Origin of the sequence: Stappia stellulata, assembly GCF_020176715.1 — a bacterium.
In the GTDB taxonomy this organism is placed as follows: Bacteria; Pseudomonadota; Alphaproteobacteria; order Rhizobiales; family Stappiaceae; genus Stappia.
This window is the reverse complement of the sequence record NZ_JAIVMF010000006.1, coordinates 147,087-168,142: the sequence shown is the minus strand read 5'-3', so window position 1 is coordinate 168,142 and position 21,056 is coordinate 147,087. Positions and strand designations below refer to the sequence as shown.

The following is a 21,056-nucleotide window of genomic DNA, read 5'->3' as shown; positions in this document are numbered from 1 at the left end:
AAACGCCCGCGAATCGATCCGAAAGCGGACCTTTTCACGGGCGTTGGAACGATCATTGGGAGTTTCTCTCGCCTCACAGCATCGAGGGTAGCACGCGGTCCGGCGGACGGTGACCGTCCATGAAGGTCTTGATGTTGATGATCACCTTCTCACCCATGTCGATGCGGCCCTCGATGGTGGCCGATCCCATGTGCGGCAGCAGCACCACCTTGTCGGAGGACACCAGCTTGGGGTTGACCGCCGGCTCGTGCTCGAACACGTCGAGGCCCGCGCCCGCGAGCTGACCGGCTTCGAGCTGACGGATCAGCGCCGCCTCGTCGATCACTTCCCCGCGGGCGGTGTTGACCAGATAGGCGTCCGGCTTCATCAGCTTCAGCCGCCGCGCCGACAAGAGGTGGTAGGTCGCCGGCGTGTGCGGGCAATGCACCGAAACCACGTCCATGCGCGCCAGCATCTGGTCGAGGCTGTCCCAATAGGTCGCCTCGAGCGCCTCTTCGGTCGCTTCCGGCACCCGGCGGCGGTTGTGGTAGTGGATCGACATGCCGAACGCCTTGGCGCGGCGCGCCACCGCCTGGCCGATGCGGCCCATGCCGACGATGCCGAGCCGCTTGCCCGAGATCCGGTGACCGAGCATCCAGGTCGGCGACCATCCGGCCCACTCGCCGTGCTCCATCACCTTGATGCCTTCGGCGATGCGGCGCGGAACGCCCAGCATCAGCGCCATGGTCATGTCGGCGGTGTCTTCCGTCAGCACGCCGGGTGTGTTGGTGACGGTGATGCCGCGGTTGTTGGCGGTGACGACGTCGATGTTGTCGACGCCATTGCCGAAGTTGGCGATCAGCCTGAGGTTCGGACCTGCCTGCGACAGGACGGCGGAATCGATGCGGTCGGTCACGGTCGGCACGACGACATCGGCCGTCTTCACCGCCTCCACCAGCTCCGCCTGGCTGAGCGGCCGGTCCGTATCGTTGAGCCGGGTTTCGAAGAGCTCGCGCATGCGAGTCTCCACGACATCCGGCAACTTGCGTGTCACGACGACCAGCGGCTTCTTCTTCGGCATGCTCCTCGCCTTCCGCGCTTTATTGAGGGGTCCTTAACCCTGAATCCTCCACAGTGCGTCCTTTCCAGACAGGACGGCACAACGCTGTTGTTCTCCTTACCAGATGGTCCGGTCAAAACAAGGGATTGCAGCTGATTGATTTTGGCACACCTGCGATCTCTTTTGGGAGTCGCCCCCTCAAGATGCCATCAAAATGTGCGATTCGGACGGTGTGGGTTAAGGATGGACAACGCCGATCCAGGAGAAAGGAAGCGATTGAAATGATACTTCACCCGGCCGCCAGGATCGGCCTCGTGTCCCTTTTCGCGCTTTTTCTCGTGACCGTCGCCGCCACTGCGCCCGCCGGGGCCCAGTCGGGAACCGTTGGTCCCAGCGGCTTTCCCGTCCCGCGGTTTGTCAGCCTGAAATCGGACCGGGTCAATGTCCGCGTCGGCCCGAGCCGGGACCATCGCATCGGCTGGACCTTCGTGCGGGCGGGACTGCCGGTCGAGATCGTGCAGGAATTCGAGAACTGGCGCCGGATCCGCGACTGGGAAGGCTCGGAGGGCTGGGTGTTCCATTCGCTGCTGACCGGACGGCGGACGGCTCTGGTCACCCCCTGGGAAAGCGCGATGATCACCCCGCTCCGCGAGGAGCCGCGCTCGGATGCACGTGTCGTGGCCGAACTGTCGCCCAAGGTGCTGGGCGAGGTCGGGCAGTGCAAGGAGGGCTGGTGCGAGGTGTCGGGAGACGGGTTTTCCGGCTGGATCGACCAGACCCGGCTGTTCGGCGTCTATCCCGACGAAACGGTGGAGTGAGACGCCGGATTCACCCCTGATCGATGCGGGCGAAAGCCCGCAGCGTCGCGGGCCCGCAGGGTGTCTCCCGCGGGCCGCGTCCGGTGCAAGATCACACGTCTTCGATGACCTTCTGCGCGCGCGCTTCCTGGGTTTTCAGCGCATCGAGCCGCGGCATCGAGACGGTGCTGAAACCTGAATCCACGAAGTGGATCTCTCCGGTCACGCCCGAGGCGAGATCCGACAGGAGATAGAGCGCGGAGCCGCCGACCTCATAGTGGGTGACGGTGCGTCCGAGCGGCGAGTGCTGCTTCTGGTAGTTGAACATCACGCGCGCGTCCGAGACGCCCGATCCGGCCAGCGTGCGCACAGGTCCCGCCGAAATCGCGTTGACGCGGATGTTCTGCAAGCCGAAATCCATCGCCAGGTAGCGAACGGAGGATTCCAGCGCCGCCTTGGCCACGCCCATCACGTTGTAATTCGGCATCACCTGGTTGGAGCCGCCATAGGTCAGCGTCACCATCGACCCGCCGTCGTTCATCATCGCGGCCGCCCGTTTGGCAACCTCGGTGAAGGAGAAGCAGGAAATCACCATCGTGCGGATGAAGTTTTCCCGCGAGGTGTCGGCGTAGCGGCCGCGCAGCTCCGACTTGTCGGAAAAGGCGATGGCATGCACCAGAAAGTCGATCTTGCCCCATTTTTCCTTGAGCGTGTCGAAGACGGCATCGACCGTGTCGATGTCCTCGACGTCGCAGGGCAGCAGCAGATCGGCGCCGACGCTGTCGGCCAGCGGCTTCACCCGACGTCCGAAGTTCTCGCCCTGATAGGTGAAGGCGAGCTCGGCGCCGTGGTCGGCCAGCGTCTTGGCGATCCCCCAGGCGATGGAGTGATCATTGGCAACGCCCATTACCAGGCCGCGTTTGCCTTTCATTATTTCCGACATTCTGGCCCCCTCAGCCGTGATAGCGCGACAGCGCGAGGGAGGCGTTGGTGCCCCCGAAACCGAAACTGTTGGAAAGCACCGTATCGAGACCGGCATTGTCGATCCGCTGCATCGCGATCTCGTCGGGGCTGAGCGCCGGGTCGAGTTCCGTGATGTTGGCGGACGCGGCGATGAAATCGTGCTGCAGCATCAACAGGCAGTAGATCGCCTCATGCACGCCGGTGGCGCCGAGGCTGTGACCCGTCAGCGACTTGGTCGAGGACGCGACCGGCTGATCGTCGCCGAACACCTTGCGGATCGCCTCGATCTCGCCGATGTCGCCGACCGGGGTCGAGGTGCCATGGGTGTTGATGTAGTTCACCTTGCGGTCGCCAAGCGTCTCGATCGCAAGCCGCATGCAACGCTCGCCGCCCTCGCCGGACGGCGCGACCATGTCGTAGCCGTCGGAATTGGCGGCATAGCCGGTAACCTCGGCGTAGATCTTGGCGCCGCGCGCCTTGGCATGTTCCAGCTCTTCCAGAACGACGACACCGCCGCCGCCGGCGATGACGAAGCCGTCGCGTGTCGCGTCATAGGGCCGCGATGCCGTGGTCGGCGTGTCGTTGTACTTCGACGACATCGCGCCCATGGCGTCGAACAGGCACGACAGCGTCCAGTCGAGTTCCTCGCCGCCGCCGGCAAAGACGATGTCCTGCTTGCCGAACTGGATCTGCTCGGCGCCGGCGCCGATGCAATGGGCCGAGGTCGAACAGGCCGAGGTGATCGAATAGTTGATGCCCTTGATCTTGAAGGGTGTGGCCAGGCAGGCCGAATTCGTCGAGCTCATGCCGCGCGTGACCATGAAGGGACCCATGCGCTTGGGCGAGCCCTTCTCGATCACGGTCTTATGCGCCTGGAACAGGTTTTTCGTCGACGGTCCGCCGGACCCCATGACGAGACCCGTGCGCGGATGCGAGACGTCCGTGTCCTCAAGCCCGCTGTCGGCGATTGCCTGCTGCATGGCGAGGTAGTTGTAGGCCGCGCCATCGCCCATGAAGCGGAGCTGGCGCTTGTCGATCTCGGCCGCCAGGTCGATCTTCGGCATGCCGTGAACCTGGCTGCGGAAGCCATGTTCGGTGTATTCCGGTGCCGCGCAAATTCCGGACGTGCCGTCGCGCAGGCTCTTGGTGACCTCTTCCGCCGAATTGCCGATCGACGAAATGATGCCCAGTCCGGTTATAACCACCCGCCTCATTGCGGTCTCCCGTCTGTTTCGGGCACCCTTGCGTCCAGTTGCAACGGGCCCAGTTTCCTTGCCGGACCGGATGCCGCCCGCCGAAGCGCGAGCATCTGGTCCGAAACCAGTCGAATTTGTCGAGCTTTCAGCCGCCGGCCGCAGGTCCGGCTTCCACGGCGAAAAGCTGCGCGACCCTCCCGCAGATAGGAGGGGGCGCGCGTGCGATCAATCGGGCCGGGTCGTAACGGTCAGTCGGCCTTGAACAGGCCGACCCGCAGATCCTTGGCCTTGTAGATGACCTCGCCATCGGCCTTGAGCCAGCCGTCGGCGATGCCGAGCACCAGCCGCCCGCGACGCAGCTTCTTGATGTCGACGCCGTATTCCACCAGCTTCACGTCCGGCGTGACCATCTTGGAAAACCGGATCTCGCCGGTGGAGATCGCGCGGCCCTTGCCGGGTTCGCCGAGCCAGCCGAGGAAAAACCCCGTCATCTGCCACATGGCATCGAGCCCGAGGCAGCCCGGCATCACCGGGTCGCCCTGGAAATGGCAGTCGAAGAACCACAGGTCGGGTTTCACGTCGAGCTCGGCCCGCACGCAGCCAAGGCCGTGTTCGCCGCCGGTCTCGGAGATTTCCGTGATCCGGTCGAACATCAGCATCGGCGGCAACGGCAATTGCGCGTTGCCGGGGCCAAACGTCTCGCCGCGTCCGCAGGCAAGCAATTCTTCGTAGGAGTAGCTCGATTGCCGCACGTTCATATTCTTCCCGCAGGTTATGGATGCTTCGATCCCGTCACGAAGAACCGGCGGACGGGCGAAGTCGAGATTATGGAGCGCTTACTAACATAGGCCCTAGCGCTTCGAAAGCCCGGCTCCAAACGAGAAATCGGCGTTTGCGGGGTGTTTTTCCAGCAGGCGGGCGATTTTCGGCGGCGCGGCGCGGAGAGAGTTTGCCACGGCACAGCGTGAGGGACTGTCGCAAGGCTTGCAAATCACGGCCCGTCTGTGGCAGAAATCCGCGACTGACGTGCGGTCAGACCGGCCCGGCAAGCCGGTCCGCAAGGCACCGAATAAGGTGACGGCCTTGCACAAACCGTGCAGGATGGCATGATGCCGGTTGCGGGACGGCAGTCTCGCGGTCGGTGCCCTGACGTCGACAGTGACGTTGGGGACAGTCGAAAATGTGTCCAGTTGGCGAGCGAGGCAGAGTGAGCGAGATCGAGGGACAGCGCGAAGTTCGGGACATGCTCCGGGTAGCCGGATTGCGTCCCACCCGGCAGCGCGTGGCGTTGGCGGAGCTCCTGTACTCGCATGGAAATCGTCACATCTCGGCGGAACTTCTGCATGAGGAAGCCGAAGCCGCGCATGTCCCGGTGTCGCTTGCGACGGTCTACAACACGCTGCACCAGTTCACCCAGGCCGGCCTTCTGCGCGAGGTCGCGGTCGAGGGCACCAAGACCTATTTCGACACCAACACCGACGATCACCACCACTTCTTCATCGAAGGCGACAATCAGGTGATCGACATTCCCGGCTCGGGCGTTTCGATGGCCAGGCTTCCGGAAGCTCCGGAAGGGATGGAGATCGTGCGCGTCGACGTGGTGGTGCGGCTGCGCCGCAAGGGCTAGACCCAGCGGCAGCCAGACCCGGCGACGGTTTTCCTGTTCGACATTCGCGAATGCTCACGCCCGGCCGCGGCCAAGCCGCGTCAGCTGCGTTGCGTGTTTTCCGGGCTCTTGCACAGATCCGCGATCAGGCACTTCTCGCACTCCGGCTTGCGCGCCTTGCAGATGTAGCGGCCATGCAGGATCAGCCAGTGGTGGGCGTGCAGCAGGAATTCCGCCGGCACCGCCTTTTCAAGCGACTTCTCCACGTCGAGCGGCGTCTTGCCCGGGGCGAGGCCGATCCGGTTGCCGAGGCGGAACAGATGGGTGTCGACGGCGATGGTCGGTTGCCCGAAGGCGATGTTCAGCACGACATTGGCGGTCTTTCGGCCAACACCCGGCAGGCGTTCCAGCGCCGCCCGGTCTTGCGGCACTTCGCCGCCATACTCGTCGACCAGCATCCGTGACAGCGCGATCACGTTCTTGGCCTTGGTCTTGTAGAGGCCGATGGTCCGGATTGCCTCGCGCAGCGCGTCCTCGCCGAGCGCCAGCATCTTTTCCGGCGTGTCGACGGTTTCGAACAAGGGCCGCGTCGCCTTGTTGACGCCGACGTCGGTGGCCTGCGCCGACAGGGCGACGGCCACAAGGAGCGTATAGGGATTGACGTAATGCAGCTCCCCGGTCGGTTCCGGGTTCGCGGCATGGAAGCGGGCGAAGATCGCGTGGATCTCGGCTCTGGTGTAGCGCGGTCGTTTCAGCGTGCGCTTGCGGGCCGGTACTGCGGCGGACTTCTTCCCCGAGGGTCTCGACGCCATAGGTGTTTTCACGGGATCGCTCTGGTTCTCGCTCATGGCTTCTCTATACTGCTGCATCATGACGAGCGGCAATCCGAAAACAGACCTTGCAGACGCGGGCGGTTGCGACGCGCAGGACGACGACCCGCCGTTCTTCGCGGCCATACTGACCCCCTACCGGTCGTTGGGGGCGAACGGCTTTCGCGTGCTGATGCTGGTCGTCTGCGCGATTTGCCTTGTCGCCGGGCTTGTTTTCCTCGCGCTGGGCGCCTGGCCGGTCTTCGGCTTTCTCGGCCTGGATATTCTCCTGATCTTCCTGGCGTTTCGCTGGAACTACAAGGCCGCGCGCGCCTATGAGCAGGTCAGCGTGTCGCGCACGCAGATCACGATTTTGAAGGTGAGCGCCGCGGGACGGCGGTCCTGCTACCGGTTCAATCCGTTCTGGGCGAGGCTCCTGGTGCGCGAGGAAGACGACGAGGGCGTGGTGCGCATCACCGTCAAGGCGCGCGGGCAATCCGTCGACGTCGGCGGATTCCTCAACCCAGACGACCGCACCAGCTTTGCCGGCGCGTTCCGGCAGGCTGTGGCAACGGCCAAGGCCGGCGGTCCCTTTCCAGAACCGCTGGCCTCGTGAGCGCGCAGGCCGTCCCTCGCCCTCAGTTGACGACTCGGCAGGACTGCGGTGCGGCGCCCGGCCGTTGCCAGGTCACCCGGTTGCCGGCGCCCGAAAGCACATAGCCGCGCTGGGCGTAATAGAGATCGGCACTGTTGGAGCGATCCGCGAGCGTCACCGGCGACAGGCCGGATTCCCGCACGATGGCGACGCGACGGGTGTTGTCGATGGTCACCGCCAGATAGGCGCCGCTGTCGCAGTCGTAGTTGATCTCCACCAGATCGTTGCCCGGCGCGGGAAACAGCGGAGCCGGCACGACCGGGGCCACATAGTCGGGCTCCGGCAGCGGCGCGGGCGCGGGCCGTCCCGGCGAGATCGTCACGACCCGCGTGCGGCCCTGCGGCAGATAGATGCCGAGACACTGCCCGGCCGGATTGGTCACGAGCCAGGGATGGCCGGCGAGCGTGGGCTGGACCATTTCGCCGCCAGGCGGAATGCGGGCCTGGGTCTGGCGCTCGCCGTTGAAGTCGAGCCAGTGCACGACCACCGGCCGGCGGCGCTCGTTGCGGAAGACCAGCGTGGCCGGGCGATCACTGGCGATCGAGGTGATGAAGCCCTCTTCCCGGCAGCTCGGACGGCCGCGCGGATCCTCGCCCAAAAGGCCTTCCGGCTGACGGGGCGCGGAGGCGACCACCTCCGGGCGGGGCACCGCGCAGGTCGCCTGGAACTGGCGAACCGGACCGGCGCTGCCTGACAGCGACACGCGGTAGGCCCAGTCGCCGTCGACGCCGACGGCAAGGGTCGATCCCCGGATCAGCGCGGTCCAGATCGGGTCGTTTGCGCTCAGCGAGACCACTGCGTCGGATTCGCCGCTCTCGGTGTTGGCGGAGGACCCGCGCGCGGTATAGCTGCGCGTTTCGTCGCGGGCGGAGAGCGTCACGGGGACCGTGCCGCCCGGCGTAAGCCCGTCGACCGCCGTTTGCAGCACGAAGTCGATTTCACCGGAACCGGGACGACAGCTCGCCAGAAAGCCGCGGTCGTCGGTCTCGCGACGGCCGTAGATCAGCGACAGGCTGTCGCCGCCCTCGCGCTCCACATACCAGGTGCGGTTTTCAAACACGGGCACGACGGCGGTGTCGACAGCGCCTTCCGGCGCCTGTGCCGGGGATGTGTCGGCGGTTTCGGACGGTCCGGCGGGGGTTTGCGACGGTGCGCGCGCTCCTGCCGCGGTGTCGCGCGAGCGTGGGGGGCTCTCCTCGGTGCTGCCGCGCAGGCTTGTGTCCGGGCGGCGCACGCCGCCGGCAAGCGGCGGCGCGGAGGGACCCGATCCCGAGGGCACGGCCTGGCGAACGCCGCCGGCGGAGCCTCTCGCAAGCGCAGCCTTGGTGTTCACGGTCACCTTCCAGTCGCCGCAGATGTCGACCTCGTCCTGCAGGATGCGGCCATCGGCAAGCACGAGCCGCAGGTTTCGCCGGCAGGCGATCTGGCCGCCGTTCCTCGGGTCGCCGTCGACCTCGACGAACACCCGCGCCTTGGAGCGGCGGCGCACCTTCATCGCGGTCCCGTCGATGGCGACGTCGCGGATGGCGGTATCGTCGTCGGTCTGGATCATCACCAGCTTGCGCTCGATGCGCGTTGCCGTCTCGCGCTTCGCGGCAAGGTCGGTGGCGGCGACGTCGACCACATAGTTGATGGCGCAAAGATCATAGGTCTTCGAGAGCGAGCGTCCGTCCGACAGGCTGATGGTCAGGGCCTGCTCGCAGGTGAAGGGCACGCTCTCGCGTCCGGCCTCGACGAAGAGGATGCCCGAACCGCGCCCGACTTCCTTAAGTGTCCGGTTTCCGCTCTTCACGCTGTCGACCGTCACGTCCTTGATCGAGCTTTTCAGCGACACGATGCGCGTTTCGGCCGCCGCTGCCTGTGGCGCGAGAAGAACGGCGGTGGCGGTGATGGCGGCAAGCAGGAGGCGCGCGGCGCGGCGGGGATCGAAGAGAGGCCGGATGGGCATTTGCACTGTCATCTCTTTGCGGTCAACTCGTGAAAGATTGCCGCAGAGTGACGCGGGTTTTTGGCCGAAGCAAGACGATGCCTCCCACGCCGCGAATCCGCTCGCAAATCGGGTGGCGGAGGCAGCCGCTCCGGCGATAGGGTCGTCGCACAGACAATGAAGGTGTCCTGCCATGACCGCGACCGGCCCCGCCATCACCCTTGTTTCTTCGCCCGCCGCCTCGCCGGACCAGAGCCTCGACGACTACGACGTGGTGCGCCGGACCCTGCAGGCGATCACCGAACGCTGGCGCGAGCAGCCGCAGCTGGAAGAGCTTGCGACGGAGGCCGGCGTGCAGCCGATCCAGTTGCAGCGGGTGTTTTCGCGCTGGGCTGGCCTGACGCCGAAACAGTTCCTGCAGGCGGTGACGCTGGACCATGCCCGTGCGCTGCTGAAACGCTCGGCGACGGTGCTCGAGACGAGCTACGAGGTCGGCCTGTCCGGTCCGGCGCGCCTGCACGATCTCTTCGTCACCCATGAGGCGATGACGCCCGGCGTCTATCGCGCCAGGGGGGCGGGTGTCACGCTGCGCTACGGGTTTCATCCCTCGCCCTTCGGGCTTGCGCTGGTCATGGCGAGCGAACACGGACTGGCCGGTCTGGCGTTTTGCGATCCCGGCGGCGAGGCGGAGGCGCTGGCCGACATGCGCGGGCGCTGGCCCGCGGCCGATTATCTGGAAGATGCCGCCGCCACCGCCCCGCTGGCGCGGCGCGTGTTCGATCCGGCAAGCTGGTCGGCGGAAACCCCGCTGCGCGTCGTCATGATCGGGACGGATTTCGAGATCCGCGTCTGGGAGGCGCTGCTGCGCATCCCCGTTGGCGGTGCGACCACTTACGCGCGGATCGCGCAGGATCTGGGGAAACCGAAAGCCGCCCGCGCAGTGGGCCGCGCCGTCGGGCGCAATCCGGTGTCCTTCGTCGTGCCCTGCCACCGGGTGCTGGGAAGCGGCGGCGGCCTGTGCGGCTACCACTGGGGCTTGACCCGCAAGCGCGCGATCCTCGGCTGGGAAACGGGGCTCGTCGGCGCGGCGGAGTGATCCGTCGGCGTCGTTGCGCCTAACCCTTGCCGTCTCTGGCCGCCTCGCGCTTCAGCCGGTAGAGCGCTTCCAGCGCCTCGCGCGGCGTCATGTCGTCGGGATCGATCTCGGCCAAGGCGTCTTTCACGGCATCGCGCTTCGGAGGCCCGGGTGCGGGAGCGGGCGGTGTCATGGCGGCGAACAGCGGCAGGTCGTCGATCGCCTGTTTCGCCGGCGTTTGCCGGTCCTGTTCCTCAAGCTGCGCCAGAACCGCGCGGGCGCGGTCGATCACGGAGGCCGGAAGCCCGGCGAGTTTCGCCACCTGGATGCCGTAGGACCGGTCGGCCGCACCCGCGACGATTTCGTGCAGGAAGACGACCTCGCCCTCCCATTCCTTGACGCGCACCGTTGCGTTCGACAGGCGCGGCAGCCGCGCCGACAGCGCCGTCAGCTCATGATAATGCGTGGCGAACAGCGCGCGCGCCCGGTTGGTTTCGTGCAGATGCTCGATCGCCGCCCAGGCGATCGACAGGCCGTCGAAGGTCGAGGTGCCGCGGCCGATCTCGTCCAGGATGACCAGCGCGCGCTCGCCCGCCTGATTGAGGATCGCGGCGGTCTCCACCATTTCCACCATGAAGGTGGAGCGTCCGCGCGCCAGATCGTCGGCGGCGCCCACGCGCGAAAACAGCCGGTCGACGATGCCGATATGCGCGCGCGTCGCCGGCACGAAGGCGCCCATCTGTGCGAGAACGGCGATCAGCGCGTTCTGGCGCAGGAAGGTCGACTTGCCGGCCATGTTCGGACCGGTGATCAGCCAGATGCGGCCGCCGTCCTCGCCCTCGCCCGGACCGAGGTCGGCATCATTGGCGACGAAGCCCTCGCCGCTCGTCTGTTTCAGCGCCCGTTCCACCACCGGATGGCGCCCGCCCGAAATGTCGAAGGCGAGACTGTCATCGACCAGCGGGCGGGTGTGATTGTCTTCTTCCGCAAGATCGGCAAGGGCCGCGGCCACATCGAGAACCGAAAGACCGTCGGCCACTCCCTTGATCGCATCGGCGCGGGCAAGCACATCGTCGCACAGCCGCTCGAAGGCAGCCGTCTCGAGCGCCAGTGCGCGTCCGGCCGCATTGGCGATGCGGCTTTCCAGATCCGCCAGGTCCGGTGTGGTGAAGCGCATGGCGCCGGCCATGGTCTGGCGATGGATGAAGCGCGCCGGGTCGCCGGTCAGCTTGTCGGAGTGCGCCGCAGGCACCTCTATGAACCAGCCGAGCACATTGTTGTGCTTGATCTTCAGCGCCCGGACCGCGAGTTCCTCGCACAGGCTCCCCTGCAGTTGCGCGATCACCTTGCGGCTGTCGTCCCTGAGCCGGCGCAGCTCGTCCAGCTCTTCGATATAGCCCTCGGCGATGAAATTGCCGTCGCGGGCGAGAAGCGGCAGATCGTCCTTCAGCGCCCGGGCAAGATCCGCGCAGAGATCGCGCGGGGCGGCGTCGATGCGCGCCAGCGCCGCCTCAAGCTCTTCTTCTTCCAGACGGCCGTCGTCGCCGCGCGGGACCAATGCCGCGATTTCCAGTGCGGCCTGAAGCCCCTGGGCCAGCGCCAGAAGATCGCGCGGCCCGCCCCGGTTGAGCGAGATGCGCGACAGCGCGCGGGCCATGTCCGGCACCTGCTTCAGCTGGGCCCGCAGGCGTTCGCGCAGATAGGTGTCGGCGTGAAACCGGGCAACCGCGTCCTGCCGGCGGCGGATTTCCGCGACATCGGTCAGCGGACTGGCAAGCCGGGAGGCGAGAAGCCTGGAGCCGGCGCCGGACACGGTGCGGTCGATGACGGAGAGCAGCGAGCCGGTGCGTTCGCCGGACAATGTGCGCATCAGTTCCAGATTGGCGCGCGTCGCCGGATCGATGAGCATGCGCGCGCCGGCGCCTTCGCGCGCCGGAGGGTCGAGCGGCGCGCGGTCGCCGAACTGGGTCTTTTCCACATAGGCGAGCGCGCCGGCGGCAGCCGTGGTTTCCAGCCGGGTAAACTGGCCGAAGGCCTCCAGCGTCGCGACGCCGTAATAATGCGCCAGCCGGTCGGCGGCGGTCGCGCCGTCGAACAGGCTGCGCGGCACGGGCGACAGCGACGCCGGGCTTTCCTCCAGCAGCGCGCGCAGGGCGGGGTCGTCGAGCAGCGTGTCGGCGACGACGATCTCGCGCGGGTCGATGCGGGCGAGATCGGCGGCAAGCCGCGCGCCCTCGCTCGTCGTAACCTTGAAGGCGCCGGTGGAGATGTCGACCCAGGCAAGCGCATAGACGGTGTCATCGTCGAGCGATCCATTGCGACCGCGCGCCAGCGCCAGCAGGAAGTTGTTGCGCGACGCCTCCAGCAGGCGCTCTTCGGTCAGCGTTCCGGGGGTGACGAGCCGAACGACCTCCCGGCGGACGACCGACTTGGAACCGCGTTTCTTTGCTTCGGCCGGATCCTCTGTCTGTTCGCAGACGGCGACCCGGAAGCCCAGCGAGATCAGTTTTTGCAGGTAGTCGTCGGCCGCATGCACGGGCACCCCGCACATGGGGATATCCTCGCCCAGATGCTTGCCGCGCTTGGTCAGCGTGATACCGAGCGCACGCGAGGCGTCTTCCGCGTCCTGGAAGAACAATTCGTAGAAGTCGCCCATGCGGTAGAACAGCAGGCAGTCGGGATTGGCGGTCTTGATCTCGATGTATTGCGCCATCATCGGCGTCGGCTGCGCCAGGGCGGCTTGCGCGCGCGCCGGTTCCGCGTCCTTGCCGGTCCGGGGTTCGCCTGCCTGCTCGACCATGCTCGCGACCTTCATGTTCGGGTAGCGGGTGTCGCATCCACCCTTGTCCTGTGGTGAGGACGTTCTAGCGCGGTTTAGCAAATCGGCGGAAGGGTTTCAGCCCGGGGCGATGTCATGGCGGGTTGAGTGCTGTATTTGCAGGGGATAATGTCTGCCTCCGCTTTTCATGGGCGGCAGGGCAATTGGAGGGCTATATGCCGACGACGGACAAATCGGGCAAGAGCAATGTGAGCTTCACGGAACAGGAGGCGCTGCAGTTTCACCAGCAGGGCCGCCCGGGCAAGCTGGAGATCACGCCGACCAAGCCCATGGCCACCCAGCGCGATCTCTCGCTGGCCTATTCGCCCGGCGTCGCCGTGCCGGTGCTGGCCATCGCCGAAGACCCTTCGCGCGCCTTCGACTACACCACGCGGGGCAATCTGGTCGCGGTGATTTCCAACGGCACCGCGATCCTCGGCCTCGGCAATCTCGGCGCGCTCGCCTCCAAGCCGGTGATGGAAGGCAAGGCGGTGCTGTTCAAGCGCTTCGCCGATGTCGACAGCATCGATCTGGAAGTCGACACCGAGGACGTCGATGCCTTCGTCAATGCGGTGCGCTACCTCGGCCCCTCCTTCGGCGGCATCAACCTTGAAGACATCAAGGCGCCGGACTGTTTCATCATCGAGCAGCGCCTGCGCGAACTGATGGACATCCCCGTCTTTCACGACGACCAGCACGGAACGGCGATCATCGCCGTCGCCGGCCTGATCAACGCCATGCATCTGACCGGCCGCACACCGGAAGACACGCGTATCGTCTGCAACGGCGCGGGAGCTGCCGGCATTGCCTGCATCGAGCTCGCCAAGGCCATGGGCGTGCCGCATGACAACATCATCCTCTGCGACACCAAGGGCGTGATCTACAAGGGCCGCACCGAGGGCATGAACCAGTGGAAGTCCGCCCATGCGGTGGAGACGGAGGCGCGCAGCCTCTATGACGCGCTCAAGGGCGCGGACGTCTTCCTCGGCGTGTCGGTCAAGGGCGCGCTCACCGAGGACATGCTGCGGGTGATGGCGCCGAACCCGGTGATCTTCGCCATGGCCAATCCGGACCCGGAAATCACCCCGGAAGAAGCCCATCGCATCCGCGACGACGCCATCGTCGCCACCGGGCGGTCCGACTATCCCAACCAGGTCAACAACGTCCTGGGCTTTCCCTATATCTTCCGCGGGGCGCTGGACGTTCAGGCAACCACCATCAACGATGCGATGAAGGTGGCCTGCGCCGAAGCGCTGGCCAAGCTCGCCCGCGAGGAGGTGCCCGACGAGGTGGCCGCCGCCTATCGCGGCTCGCGGCCGAAGTTCGGACCCGAGTACATCATTCCGGTGCCCTTCGATCCGCGCCTGATCTCGACGATCCCGCCGGCGGTGGCGCAGGCGGCGATGGACACCGGCGTCGCCCGCCGTCCCATCGTCGACATGGAGGCCTATCACCACCAGCTTTCGGCCCGCCGCGATCCCGTTGCCGGCACCCTGCAGCGCATCTTCTCCAAGGTGCGCCAGCAGCCCAAGCGCGTGGTCTTCGCAGAGGGCGAGGAAGAACCGGTGATCCGCGCGGCGGCAAGCTTCGTTGCCCAGGGGCTGGGCGAAGCGATCCTGATCGGCCGCGAGGACGAGATCCGCGAGGCGGCGACCGGCGCCGGCATCGACATCGAGCGCGCCGGCATCTCGATCCACAACGCCAGGCTCTCCAATCGCAACAGCGATTATGCCGAGTTCCTCTACGGCCGGCTGCAGCGGCGCGGCTACCTGCAGCGCGACTGCCAGCGGCTTGTGAACAACGATCGCAACTACTGGGGCGCGATCATGGTCGCGCGCGGCGATGCGGATGCCATGGTGACGGGCCTGACCCGCAACTATTCCGTCGCGCTCGACACCGTGCGCAACGTGATCGACACCAAGCCCGGCCACCGGGTGATCGGCGTGTCGCTGGCGCTGTGCCGGGGCCGCACGGTGCTCGTCGCCGATACGGCGGTGATCGACATGCCGACATCCGAGGAACTGGCCGACATCGCGGAAGAGGCCGCCCATGTGGCGCGCCGGCTCGGCTATGAGCCGCGCGTCGCCATGCTGGCCTATTCCACCTTCGGCCACCCGCGCGGCGAGCGGTCGGAAAAGGTGATCGAGGCGGTGAAGATCCTCGACCGGCGCCGGGTGGATTTCGAGTATGACGGCGAGATGGGCGCGGATGTCGCGCTCAACATGGACAAGATGGGAGCCTATCCCTTCTGCCGTCTGACCGGTCCGGCCAATGTGCTGATCATGCCGGCGTTCCACTCCGCCTCCATCTCCACCAAGATGCTGCAGGAGCTGGGCGGCTCGACGGTGATCGGCCCGCTGCTCGTCGGTCTCGACAAGCCGGTGCAGATCCTGCCCATCGGCGCCAAGGACAGCGATATCGTCAACATGGCGGCGATTGCCGCGTATAATGTGACGTGATCCCCGTCCCGGCGCGTCGGACAGGGGGCGGCACGCCGGGACACCGCATCTCTCGCGACGATATCGGAAAGCGACAGGAAACATGGCGCAAGGCCTGATCAAGATCTGCGGTCTGTCGACCGACGCGACGCTGGAGGCGGCGATTGCCGCCGGTGCCGGCATGATCGGGCTGGTCTTCTTCGAGAAGAGCCCGCGTCATGTTGATTTGGAGACCGCCGCCCGGCTCGCCGACCTGGCGCGCGGGAGGACCGAGATCGTTGCGCTAACCGTCAATGCGGATGACGCGACGATCGACGCGATCATGGCCCGCGTGCGTCCCGACTGGCTGCAATTGCACGGATCGGAAACGCCTCAGCGCTGCGCCGACCTCAAGGCACGCCACGGCGTCAGGATCATGAAGGCGCTGGGCATCCGCGAGGCCGATGACATTCGCGCGGCCCTGCCCTATGTGGGGCATGTCGACCGGCTGCTGTTCGATGCCAAGCCGCCAAAGGGGGCGGATCTGCCCGGCGGCAACGGCGCGAGCTTCGACTGGACGCTGCTGCAGGGCCTTGACCTTGGCGTTCCGCTCATGCTTTCCGGAGGGCTCGATCCGCGAAGCGTGGCCGATGCGATCCGCATCGGCGGGCTGGCCGATGTCGACGTATCCTCCGGCGTGGAGCGCGCGCGCGGGGAAAAGGACGAAGATCTCATTCATGCGTTCGTGGCGGCGGCACGCCAGGGCGCAACCGACAGGCCCGCCGGGGACATGCCGACCCCCGGGCGACTGGCGCAACAAGGACGGACCGCATGACCATCCATCCCAACACTTACCGCTCGGGTCCCGACGAGCGCGGCCATTTCGGCATTTTCGGCGGCCGCTATGTCGCCGAGACGCTGATGCCGCTGATCCTCGACCTGGAGCAGGCCTATGAGGACGCCAAGGCCGACCCGGCCTTTCAGGCGGAGGTCGACAACCTCAACACCCATTACACCGGCCGGCCCTCGCCGCTCTATTTCGCCGAGCGCCTGACCGAGGAGCTTGGCGGTGCCAAGATCTACTTCAAGCGCGACGAGCTGAACCATACGGGCAGCCACAAGATCAACAATTGCCTCGGCCAGATCTTGCTGGCAAAGCGCATGGGCAAGACGCGGATCATCGCGGAGACCGGCGCAGGGCAGCATGGCGTCGCCACCGCCACCGTCTGCGCGCGCTTCGGCCTGCCCTGTGTCGTCTACATGGGCGCGACCGACGTCGAGCGGCAGAAGCCGAACGTGTTCCGCATGAAGCTTCTGGGCGCGGAGATCGTTCCGGTGACGGCCGGCGCCGGCACGCTGAAAGACGCGATGAACGAGGCGCTGCGCGACTGGGTCACCAATGTCGAGGACACCTACTATCTGATCGGCACGGCGGCGGGGCCGCATCCCTATCCGGAGATGGTGCGCGACTTCCAGTCGGTGATCGGTGCGGAAACGCGCGAGCAGATGCTGGCCGCCGAAGGCCGCCTGCCCGATGCGCTGGTCGCGGCCGTCGGCGGCGGTTCGAATGCCATCGGCCTGTTCCATCCCTTCCTCGACGATCCGGGCGTGGAGATCTACGGCGTCGAGGCGGGCGGCAAGGGGCTTGAGGGCGAGGAGCATTGCGCCTCGCTCAACGCCGGCAAGCCGGGCGTGCTGCACGGCAACCGCACCTATCTGCTGCAGGACGACGACGGCCAGATCCTGGAAGGCCATTCGATCTCGGCCGGGCTCGATTATCCCGGCATCGGGCCGGAGCACTCCTGGCTGAAGGAAAGCGGCCGGGTGACCTATCTGCCCGTCACCGACACGGAAGCGATGGAGGCGTTCAAGCTGCTGACGCGGGTGGAGGGCATCATTCCAGCACTCGAGCCGGCGCATGCGCTGGCACAGGTGATGAAGCTCGCCCCGACGATGGCGAAGGACAAGATCATCGTCATGAACCTGTGCGGACGCGGCGACAAGGACGTCTTCACCGTCGGCAAGATGCTGGGCTACGATCTCTGATCGGCACTGCCTGGACTGAAAATCTTCAAGAGGCGGCGGGGCGGTCCTGCCGCCTTTTTCATATCTTCCGACCGCGCCCGAAAGATGACGGCGGAGCCTCTGGCCTTTGTCCGGACCGGACGGCGGCCGGGCCGTGCAGTCCCTGGATCGCCCTGCGGTCGATGACAGGCGCCTTGCGCCTCCGCCTCCGCGCCCACGGCCCGCGGATCGCGAAACCTTCGGCCGTTGGTTCGGGGTGACGCAGCCGGCCGGATGGCCCGGCATTCGTGATCCGGACACATCTTTGCGGCGGCGTCCACGAGCGTTTCGACCGCGCCGGCGGCGCAGCGCCGCCGGCGAACCGCATCGCGAAAAACCATTGCCTCACCTCGGCGGATCGGCTATCCCTCGGTCCGGTTCGGCGCACCTTCGCGCCGCGAGGCACCCGTAGCTCAGCTGGATAGAGCGCTGCCCTCCGAAGGCAGAGGTCACAGGTTCGAATCCTGTCGGGTGCGCCATTTTTCAATGACTTGGATGACAAAGACTTTCGACCGGATGCGCGGTTTCGCACTCCGGATCGGTGGTTTGCGCCATTTGGCATGCGGGGCCCCGTTGCCGGTGATGTTTGAGATCGGTTCGCGCAAGGCCTCAAGGCCAGCGACAGCAGAAGTCTCGAGGCAGTGTCGCCAGGGTCCTGCCGGTCCCGCCCGGTTTGCCTGATCGACTGCTCCCGCTATGTCCCCGGACCGGACTGTGGGCTCAATATGCGAACTCAATCGTGCCGGCGACCTCGAAACCGCCGGTTCCGATGCGCCCGACGACGATTTCCCCCGAGGACGGGTAGACGCCGGTCAGCGCGGTGATGTTCACCTGATGGGTGACGAGGAGCACGCTGTCCTCTTCCGGCAGGGCGCGGAGATAGGCCAGCGTGTCCCGGGTTTGCGGTTCGCGTTGCGCGCGTTGCTGAAAGAAGGAATTCAATGCGGGAAACGCGTCGACCTGGCCCATGGCGAGGAGGGTAGCCGTTTCGCGGCACCGGCACCATTGCGAGGTCAAGACCTGGTCAAAGGAAATGCCTCTGGCGCGCAGCGCCTCGCCGATCGTCTCCGCCTGCGCCCGACCGCGGGCATCCAGATTGCGCTGCGTCGAGCAGTCGCCAAGCGTGAACTCCGCCGGATCGCCGGTTCCCGGTGCAAGGGCATGGCGCATGACGGCGACGGCACCTGGCCGCGCCAAGGCCGTCCAGGCGGCCTCGGACGCCGTTGCCCGTTCTCCTGATCCGGCAAGGGCGATGACACCGAGAAGCCCGGCCGCCAGGCCGTGGCCAAGGCCGGCAAGAAGGGTGCAGGCGCGATAGGGCATGAGCGAGATCTCCCCGACTGTCGACCTTTCTGCAGCTATGGCGTTGCGCCGCTTCGTCAATATGCGGATGCTGGGCTTTGGTCGTGGTGGTGGGGGCAGGAGCGCCCGCGTGCCTTGCGCCGAGCCCGGGTGAAGATCATGAAGATGCAAAACAAGATGGAAAGCGGATGGAGGTCGCGCGGGGCGCGATGAAGGTGCATGTCTACCTCCTGCGCGACAGCGATCCCGCCGTCGAGGCGCTGGAGGTGCGTTGGCGCAAGACACTGTCGGAGGCGGAGCGGGACCGCGCCGGCCGCTTTCGCTTCGCCCGCCACGCCCGTCAAAGCCGGCTCGCCCACGCCCTGAAACGCCATGCGCTGTCACGGCATGTTCCGCGGATCGCACCGGCGGACTGGCGGTTCGCCGTGGCACACCACGGCAAGCCCTATGTGGCGGGCGTTGCCGATGCGCCGGTGTTCAATCTCTCGCACAGCGACGGCATGATCGCGCTTGCCGTGGCGCCCCCGGCCGGGACCGGCCTGCGCCTTGGCATCGATGTCGAGGCGATGAACCGCCAGGTGTCGGAGGGTGTGGCGGAGCGGTTTTTCGCGCCCTGCGAGGTGGCGGACCTGCAGGCGCTGCCGGGTCATGCGCGCGACGACCGCTTTTTCGCGCTCTGGGCGCTGAAGGAAAGCTACATCAAGGCGGTGGGGATGGGACTTGCGATCCCGCTCGACAGTTTCGCCTTTCGCTTCGCCGGTGGGGACGGGCGGTCGCTGTCGTTTCGCGCCGACCGGGAGGACCGGCCGGAAGACTGGCGGTTTTGTCAGACGGTGCTGGGCGGGCCCGGCGGCGGCGGGCACAGCCTCGCGCTTGCCGTCGGAGCGGACGGTCAGGCAACGCGGCTGGAGATCGAGGTTCGTGAAATCACGCCAGACGGAGAGGCAAGGCCGCAGGCTGTGCGATGGCTGCACACAAGTGCTGCGGCGGGAGCATGAGCGCGCCGGCGATCCGGCGCGCTCCTTGAGGTCGTGACCCTGTCTCAGACTTCCGTCAGGCGCAGGTAGGAGCGGACCTCGTCCCAGCCTTGCGGGAAGATGTCCTTGGCGTCCTCGTTGCTGATCGAGGGCGGAATGATGACCTTGTCGCCCGGGCGCCAGTCGGCCGGCGTCGCGACGCGCTTGGCGTCGCCGAGCTGCAGCGCGTCGATCACCCGAAGGATCTCGTCGAAGTTCCGGCCGACCGACATCGGATAGGTCATGGTCAGGCGGATCTTCTTGTTCGGATCGATGATGAAGACGCTGCGAACGGCGGCCGTCTCGCTCTCGGAGGGGTGGATCATCTCGTAGAGCTTGGCGATCTTCAGGTCCGGGTCGGCGACGATCGGGAAGGTCAGATTGGTGTTCTGGGTGTCGTTGACGTCCAGGATCCAGGTCTTGTGCTCTTCCACCGTATCCGTCGACAGGCCGATCGGCTTGGTGTTGCGCTTGGCGAACTCGTCGGCAAGCTGCGCGGTCCGGCCCATCTCGGTGGTGCACACCGGCGTGTAGTCGGCCGGATGGCTGAAGAAGAAGGCCCAGCTGTCGCCGATCCAGTCGTGGAAGTTGATCTTGCCGTTCGTGGTCTCGACGTCGAAGTTCGGGGCGGTTTCGCCGATTCTGAGGGTCATGGGCATCTCCCGGTTCGGTTTAGTTTCGATATTCGATACATAATGGCTCGCGCATCGGTCTTGCATTGCGCGAAAACGTCACAGCCCCGGCGCTTGGCACCGGGGCTGCAAAGGATGCGGATCATCCGGACCGGCGTCAGGCGGCGCCGGACTTGTCCAGCTCCTTGGCGTGCAGCCAGGCGGCATGCTGCGGCGCGCGCTTGGTCTTCGACCATTCCTCCAGCATGTCCCATTTCACCGCGTCGAGCTTCTTCAGCATCTCGTCTTCCGCCGGATCCGGGCAGGCCAGTTCGACGCGGTGCCCGTTGGGGTCGAAGAAATAGATCGAATGGAAGATCGAATGGTCGGTGACACCGAGCACCTCGATGCCGTTCTTTTCCAGCTTTTCCTTGAAGGCGATCAGCGTGTCGCGGTCCTTCACCTTGAAGGCGATGTGCTGGACCCACTCCGGCGTGTTGGGATCCTTGCCCATTTCCGGCTTGGTCGGCAGCTCGAAGAAGGCCAGCACATTGCCGGCGCCCGCATCCAGGAAGACATGCATGTACGGATCCGGCTCATGGGTGGAGGGCACCTTGTCCTCCGCGATCGCCAGAACGAAATCCATGTTCAGGTTGTCGACATACCAGTTCACCGTTTCCTTGGCGTCCTTGCAGCGGTAGGCGACGTGGTGGATCTGCTCGATTTTCATGGGTGGTCCTTTCAGGTCCGTGTCGGTGAAG

At 66.2% G+C, this 21,056-nt stretch carries 18 protein-coding genes and 1 tRNA gene; 9 read left to right on the top strand and 10 right to left on the bottom strand.

What is annotated here, in order from left to right:
- Nucleotides 1-73 precede the first annotated feature (73 nt).
- A complete protein-coding gene (locus LC092_RS09990) occupies nt 74-1,060 on the bottom strand; it encodes a 2-hydroxyacid dehydrogenase (RefSeq protein WP_224806372.1) in 987 nt (328 codons plus the stop codon).
- 260 nt (nt 1,061-1,320) lie between these two features.
- On the opposite strand from LC092_RS09990, the gene LC092_RS09985 reads away from it, so the two are divergent.
- A complete protein-coding gene (locus LC092_RS09985; protein ID WP_224806371.1) occupies nt 1,321-1,857 on the top strand; it encodes an SH3 domain-containing protein in 537 nt (178 codons plus the stop codon).
- A 91-nt stretch (nt 1,858-1,948) separates the two neighbouring features.
- Here LC092_RS09985 and fabI read toward each other — a convergent pair whose 3' ends face one another.
- The 3 genes from fabI to fabA all read right to left on the bottom strand — a co-directional run bounded on the left by fabI (nt 1,949) and on the right by fabA (nt 4,753).
- The gene (gene fabI / locus LC092_RS09980) at nt 1,949-2,779 is read right to left on the bottom strand and encodes an enoyl-ACP reductase FabI (RefSeq protein WP_224806370.1); all 831 of its coding nucleotides are present in this window, start codon (nt 2,777-2,779) and stop codon (nt 1,949-1,951) included.
- A 10-nt stretch (nt 2,780-2,789) separates the two neighbouring features.
- On the bottom strand, nt 2,790-4,013 hold the full coding sequence (fabB, locus tag LC092_RS09975; protein WP_224806369.1) for a beta-ketoacyl-ACP synthase I: 1,224 nt from the start codon (nt 4,011-4,013) through the stop codon (nt 2,790-2,792).
- Between the two features lie 230 nt (nt 4,014-4,243).
- The gene (fabA, locus tag LC092_RS09970) at nt 4,244-4,753 is read right to left on the bottom strand and encodes a 3-hydroxyacyl-[acyl-carrier-protein] dehydratase FabA (RefSeq protein ID WP_224806368.1); all 510 of its coding nucleotides are present in this window, start codon (nt 4,751-4,753) and stop codon (nt 4,244-4,246) included.
- Nucleotides 4,754-5,175: 422 nt separating this feature from the next.
- Between fabA and irrA the strand changes: the two genes are divergently transcribed.
- Nucleotides 5,176-5,622: an iron response transcriptional regulator IrrA gene (irrA, locus tag LC092_RS09965; RefSeq protein WP_412103558.1), complete on the top strand. Its 447-nt coding sequence runs from the start codon at nt 5,176-5,178 to the stop codon at nt 5,620-5,622.
- An 80-nt stretch (nt 5,623-5,702) separates the two neighbouring features.
- Here the strand turns inward: irrA and nth are convergent, their stop codons facing one another.
- Complete coding sequence (gene nth, locus LC092_RS09960; protein WP_224806366.1) at nt 5,703-6,449, bottom strand: endonuclease III; 747 nt, start codon at nt 6,447-6,449, stop codon at nt 5,703-5,705.
- On the opposite strand from nth, the gene LC092_RS09955 reads away from it, so the two are divergent.
- On the top strand, nt 6,448-7,026 hold the full coding sequence (locus LC092_RS09955; protein ID WP_412103557.1) for a DUF2244 domain-containing protein: 579 nt from the start codon (nt 6,448-6,450) through the stop codon (nt 7,024-7,026). The two genes, nth and LC092_RS09955, sit on opposite strands and share 2 nt — an antisense overlap.
- 22 nt (nt 7,027-7,048) lie before the next feature.
- On the opposite strand, the gene LC092_RS09950 is transcribed toward LC092_RS09955, so the two are convergent.
- Entirely contained in the window at nt 7,049-9,013 is a 1,965-nt protein-coding gene (locus tag LC092_RS09950; protein WP_224806365.1) for a hypothetical protein, read from the bottom strand.
- Nucleotides 9,014-9,185: 172 nt separating this feature from the next.
- Here LC092_RS09950 and LC092_RS09945 point away from each other — a divergent pair, with 172 nt between their 5' ends.
- Nucleotides 9,186-10,088 (top strand): methylated-DNA--[protein]-cysteine S-methyltransferase, encoded by a 903-nt coding sequence (locus tag LC092_RS09945; RefSeq protein ID WP_224806364.1) that lies wholly within the window; start codon nt 9,186-9,188, stop codon nt 10,086-10,088.
- A gap of 19 nt (nt 10,089-10,107) precedes the next feature.
- Here the strand turns inward: LC092_RS09945 and mutS are convergent, their stop codons facing one another.
- Complete coding sequence (mutS, locus tag LC092_RS09940) at nt 10,108-12,867, bottom strand: DNA mismatch repair protein MutS (RefSeq protein ID WP_412103556.1); 2,760 nt, start codon at nt 12,865-12,867, stop codon at nt 10,108-10,110.
- A 194-nt stretch (nt 12,868-13,061) separates the two neighbouring features.
- On the opposite strand from mutS, the gene LC092_RS09935 reads away from it, so the two are divergent.
- From LC092_RS09935 to LC092_RS09920, 4 genes are all read left to right on the top strand, one after another.
- Entirely contained in the window at nt 13,062-15,344 is a 2,283-nt protein-coding gene (locus tag LC092_RS09935) for an NADP-dependent malic enzyme (protein WP_224806363.1), read from the top strand.
- A gap of 82 nt (nt 15,345-15,426) precedes the next feature.
- On the top strand, nt 15,427-16,137 hold the full coding sequence (locus tag LC092_RS09930) for a phosphoribosylanthranilate isomerase (protein ID WP_224806362.1): 711 nt from the start codon (nt 15,427-15,429) through the stop codon (nt 16,135-16,137).
- Complete coding sequence (trpB, locus tag LC092_RS09925) at nt 16,134-17,348, top strand: tryptophan synthase subunit beta (protein ID WP_224806361.1); 1,215 nt, start codon at nt 16,134-16,136, stop codon at nt 17,346-17,348. Before LC092_RS09930 ends, trpB begins: the two co-directional genes overlap by 4 nt.
- A 420-nt stretch (nt 17,349-17,768) precedes the next feature.
- A tRNA-Arg gene (locus tag LC092_RS09920) sits at nt 17,769-17,845 on the top strand.
- Between the two features lie 241 nt (nt 17,846-18,086).
- On the opposite strand, the gene LC092_RS09915 is transcribed toward LC092_RS09920, so the two are convergent.
- Nucleotides 18,087-18,689, bottom strand: coding sequence for a histidine phosphatase family protein (locus LC092_RS09915; RefSeq protein WP_224806360.1), 603 nt, complete (start codon nt 18,687-18,689; stop codon nt 18,087-18,089).
- 167 nt (nt 18,690-18,856) lie between these two features.
- Here LC092_RS09915 and LC092_RS09910 point away from each other — a divergent pair, with 167 nt between their 5' ends.
- Nucleotides 18,857-19,666 carry a 4'-phosphopantetheinyl transferase family protein gene (locus LC092_RS09910; protein WP_224806359.1) on the top strand — a complete coding sequence of 270 codons (810 nt, stop codon included), beginning with the start codon at nt 18,857-18,859 and terminating at the stop codon, nt 19,664-19,666.
- Between the two features lie 44 nt (nt 19,667-19,710).
- Here the strand turns inward: LC092_RS09910 and LC092_RS09905 are convergent, their stop codons facing one another.
- Both LC092_RS09905 and LC092_RS09900 read right to left on the bottom strand, forming a co-directional pair.
- Nucleotides 19,711-20,337, bottom strand: a complete 627-nt coding sequence (locus LC092_RS09905; protein WP_224806358.1) for a peroxiredoxin — start codon at nt 20,335-20,337, stop codon at nt 19,711-19,713.
- Between the two features lie 136 nt (nt 20,338-20,473).
- A complete protein-coding gene (locus LC092_RS09900; RefSeq protein ID WP_224806357.1) occupies nt 20,474-21,025 on the bottom strand; it encodes a VOC family protein in 552 nt (183 codons plus the stop codon).
- Nucleotides 21,026-21,056 lie beyond the last annotated feature (31 nt).

Coding starts and splice junctions, on each gene's coding strand:
- LC092_RS09990 (WP_224806372.1), bottom strand. CDS start 1,060: ATGCCGAAGAAGAAGCCGCTGGTCGTCGTGACACGCAAGTTGCCGGAT.
- LC092_RS09985 (WP_224806371.1), top strand. CDS start 1,321: ATGATACTTCACCCGGCCGCCAGGATCGGCCTCGTGTCCCTTTTCGCG.
- fabI (WP_224806370.1), bottom strand. CDS start 2,779: ATGTCGGAAATAATGAAAGGCAAACGCGGCCTGGTAATGGGCGTTGCC.
- fabB (WP_224806369.1), bottom strand. CDS start 4,013: ATGAGGCGGGTGGTTATAACCGGACTGGGCATCATTTCGTCGATCGGC.
- fabA (WP_224806368.1), bottom strand. CDS start 4,753: ATGAACGTGCGGCAATCGAGCTACTCCTACGAAGAATTGCTTGCCTGC.
- irrA (WP_412103558.1), top strand. CDS start 5,176: ATGTGTCCAGTTGGCGAGCGAGGCAGAGTGAGCGAGATCGAGGGACAG.
- LC092_RS09955 (WP_412103557.1), top strand. CDS start 6,448: ATGGCTTCTCTATACTGCTGCATCATGACGAGCGGCAATCCGAAAACA.
- nth (WP_224806366.1), bottom strand. CDS start 6,449: ATGAGCGAGAACCAGAGCGATCCCGTGAAAACACCTATGGCGTCGAGA.
- LC092_RS09950 (WP_224806365.1), bottom strand. CDS start 9,013: ATGCCCATCCGGCCTCTCTTCGATCCCCGCCGCGCCGCGCGCCTCCTG.
- LC092_RS09945 (WP_224806364.1), top strand. CDS start 9,186: ATGACCGCGACCGGCCCCGCCATCACCCTTGTTTCTTCGCCCGCCGCC.
- mutS (WP_412103556.1), bottom strand. CDS start 12,867: ATGGTCGAGCAGGCAGGCGAACCCCGGACCGGCAAGGACGCGGAACCG.
- LC092_RS09935 (WP_224806363.1), top strand. CDS start 13,062: ATGCCGACGACGGACAAATCGGGCAAGAGCAATGTGAGCTTCACGGAA.
- LC092_RS09930 (WP_224806362.1), top strand. CDS start 15,427: ATGGCGCAAGGCCTGATCAAGATCTGCGGTCTGTCGACCGACGCGACG.
- trpB (WP_224806361.1), top strand. CDS start 16,134: ATGACCATCCATCCCAACACTTACCGCTCGGGTCCCGACGAGCGCGGC.
- LC092_RS09915 (WP_224806360.1), bottom strand. CDS start 18,689: ATGCCCTATCGCGCCTGCACCCTTCTTGCCGGCCTTGGCCACGGCCTG.
- LC092_RS09910 (WP_224806359.1), top strand. CDS start 18,857: ATGGAGGTCGCGCGGGGCGCGATGAAGGTGCATGTCTACCTCCTGCGC.
- LC092_RS09905 (WP_224806358.1), bottom strand. CDS start 20,337: ATGACCCTCAGAATCGGCGAAACCGCCCCGAACTTCGACGTCGAGACC.
- LC092_RS09900 (WP_224806357.1), bottom strand. CDS start 21,025: ATGAAAATCGAGCAGATCCACCACGTCGCCTACCGCTGCAAGGACGCC.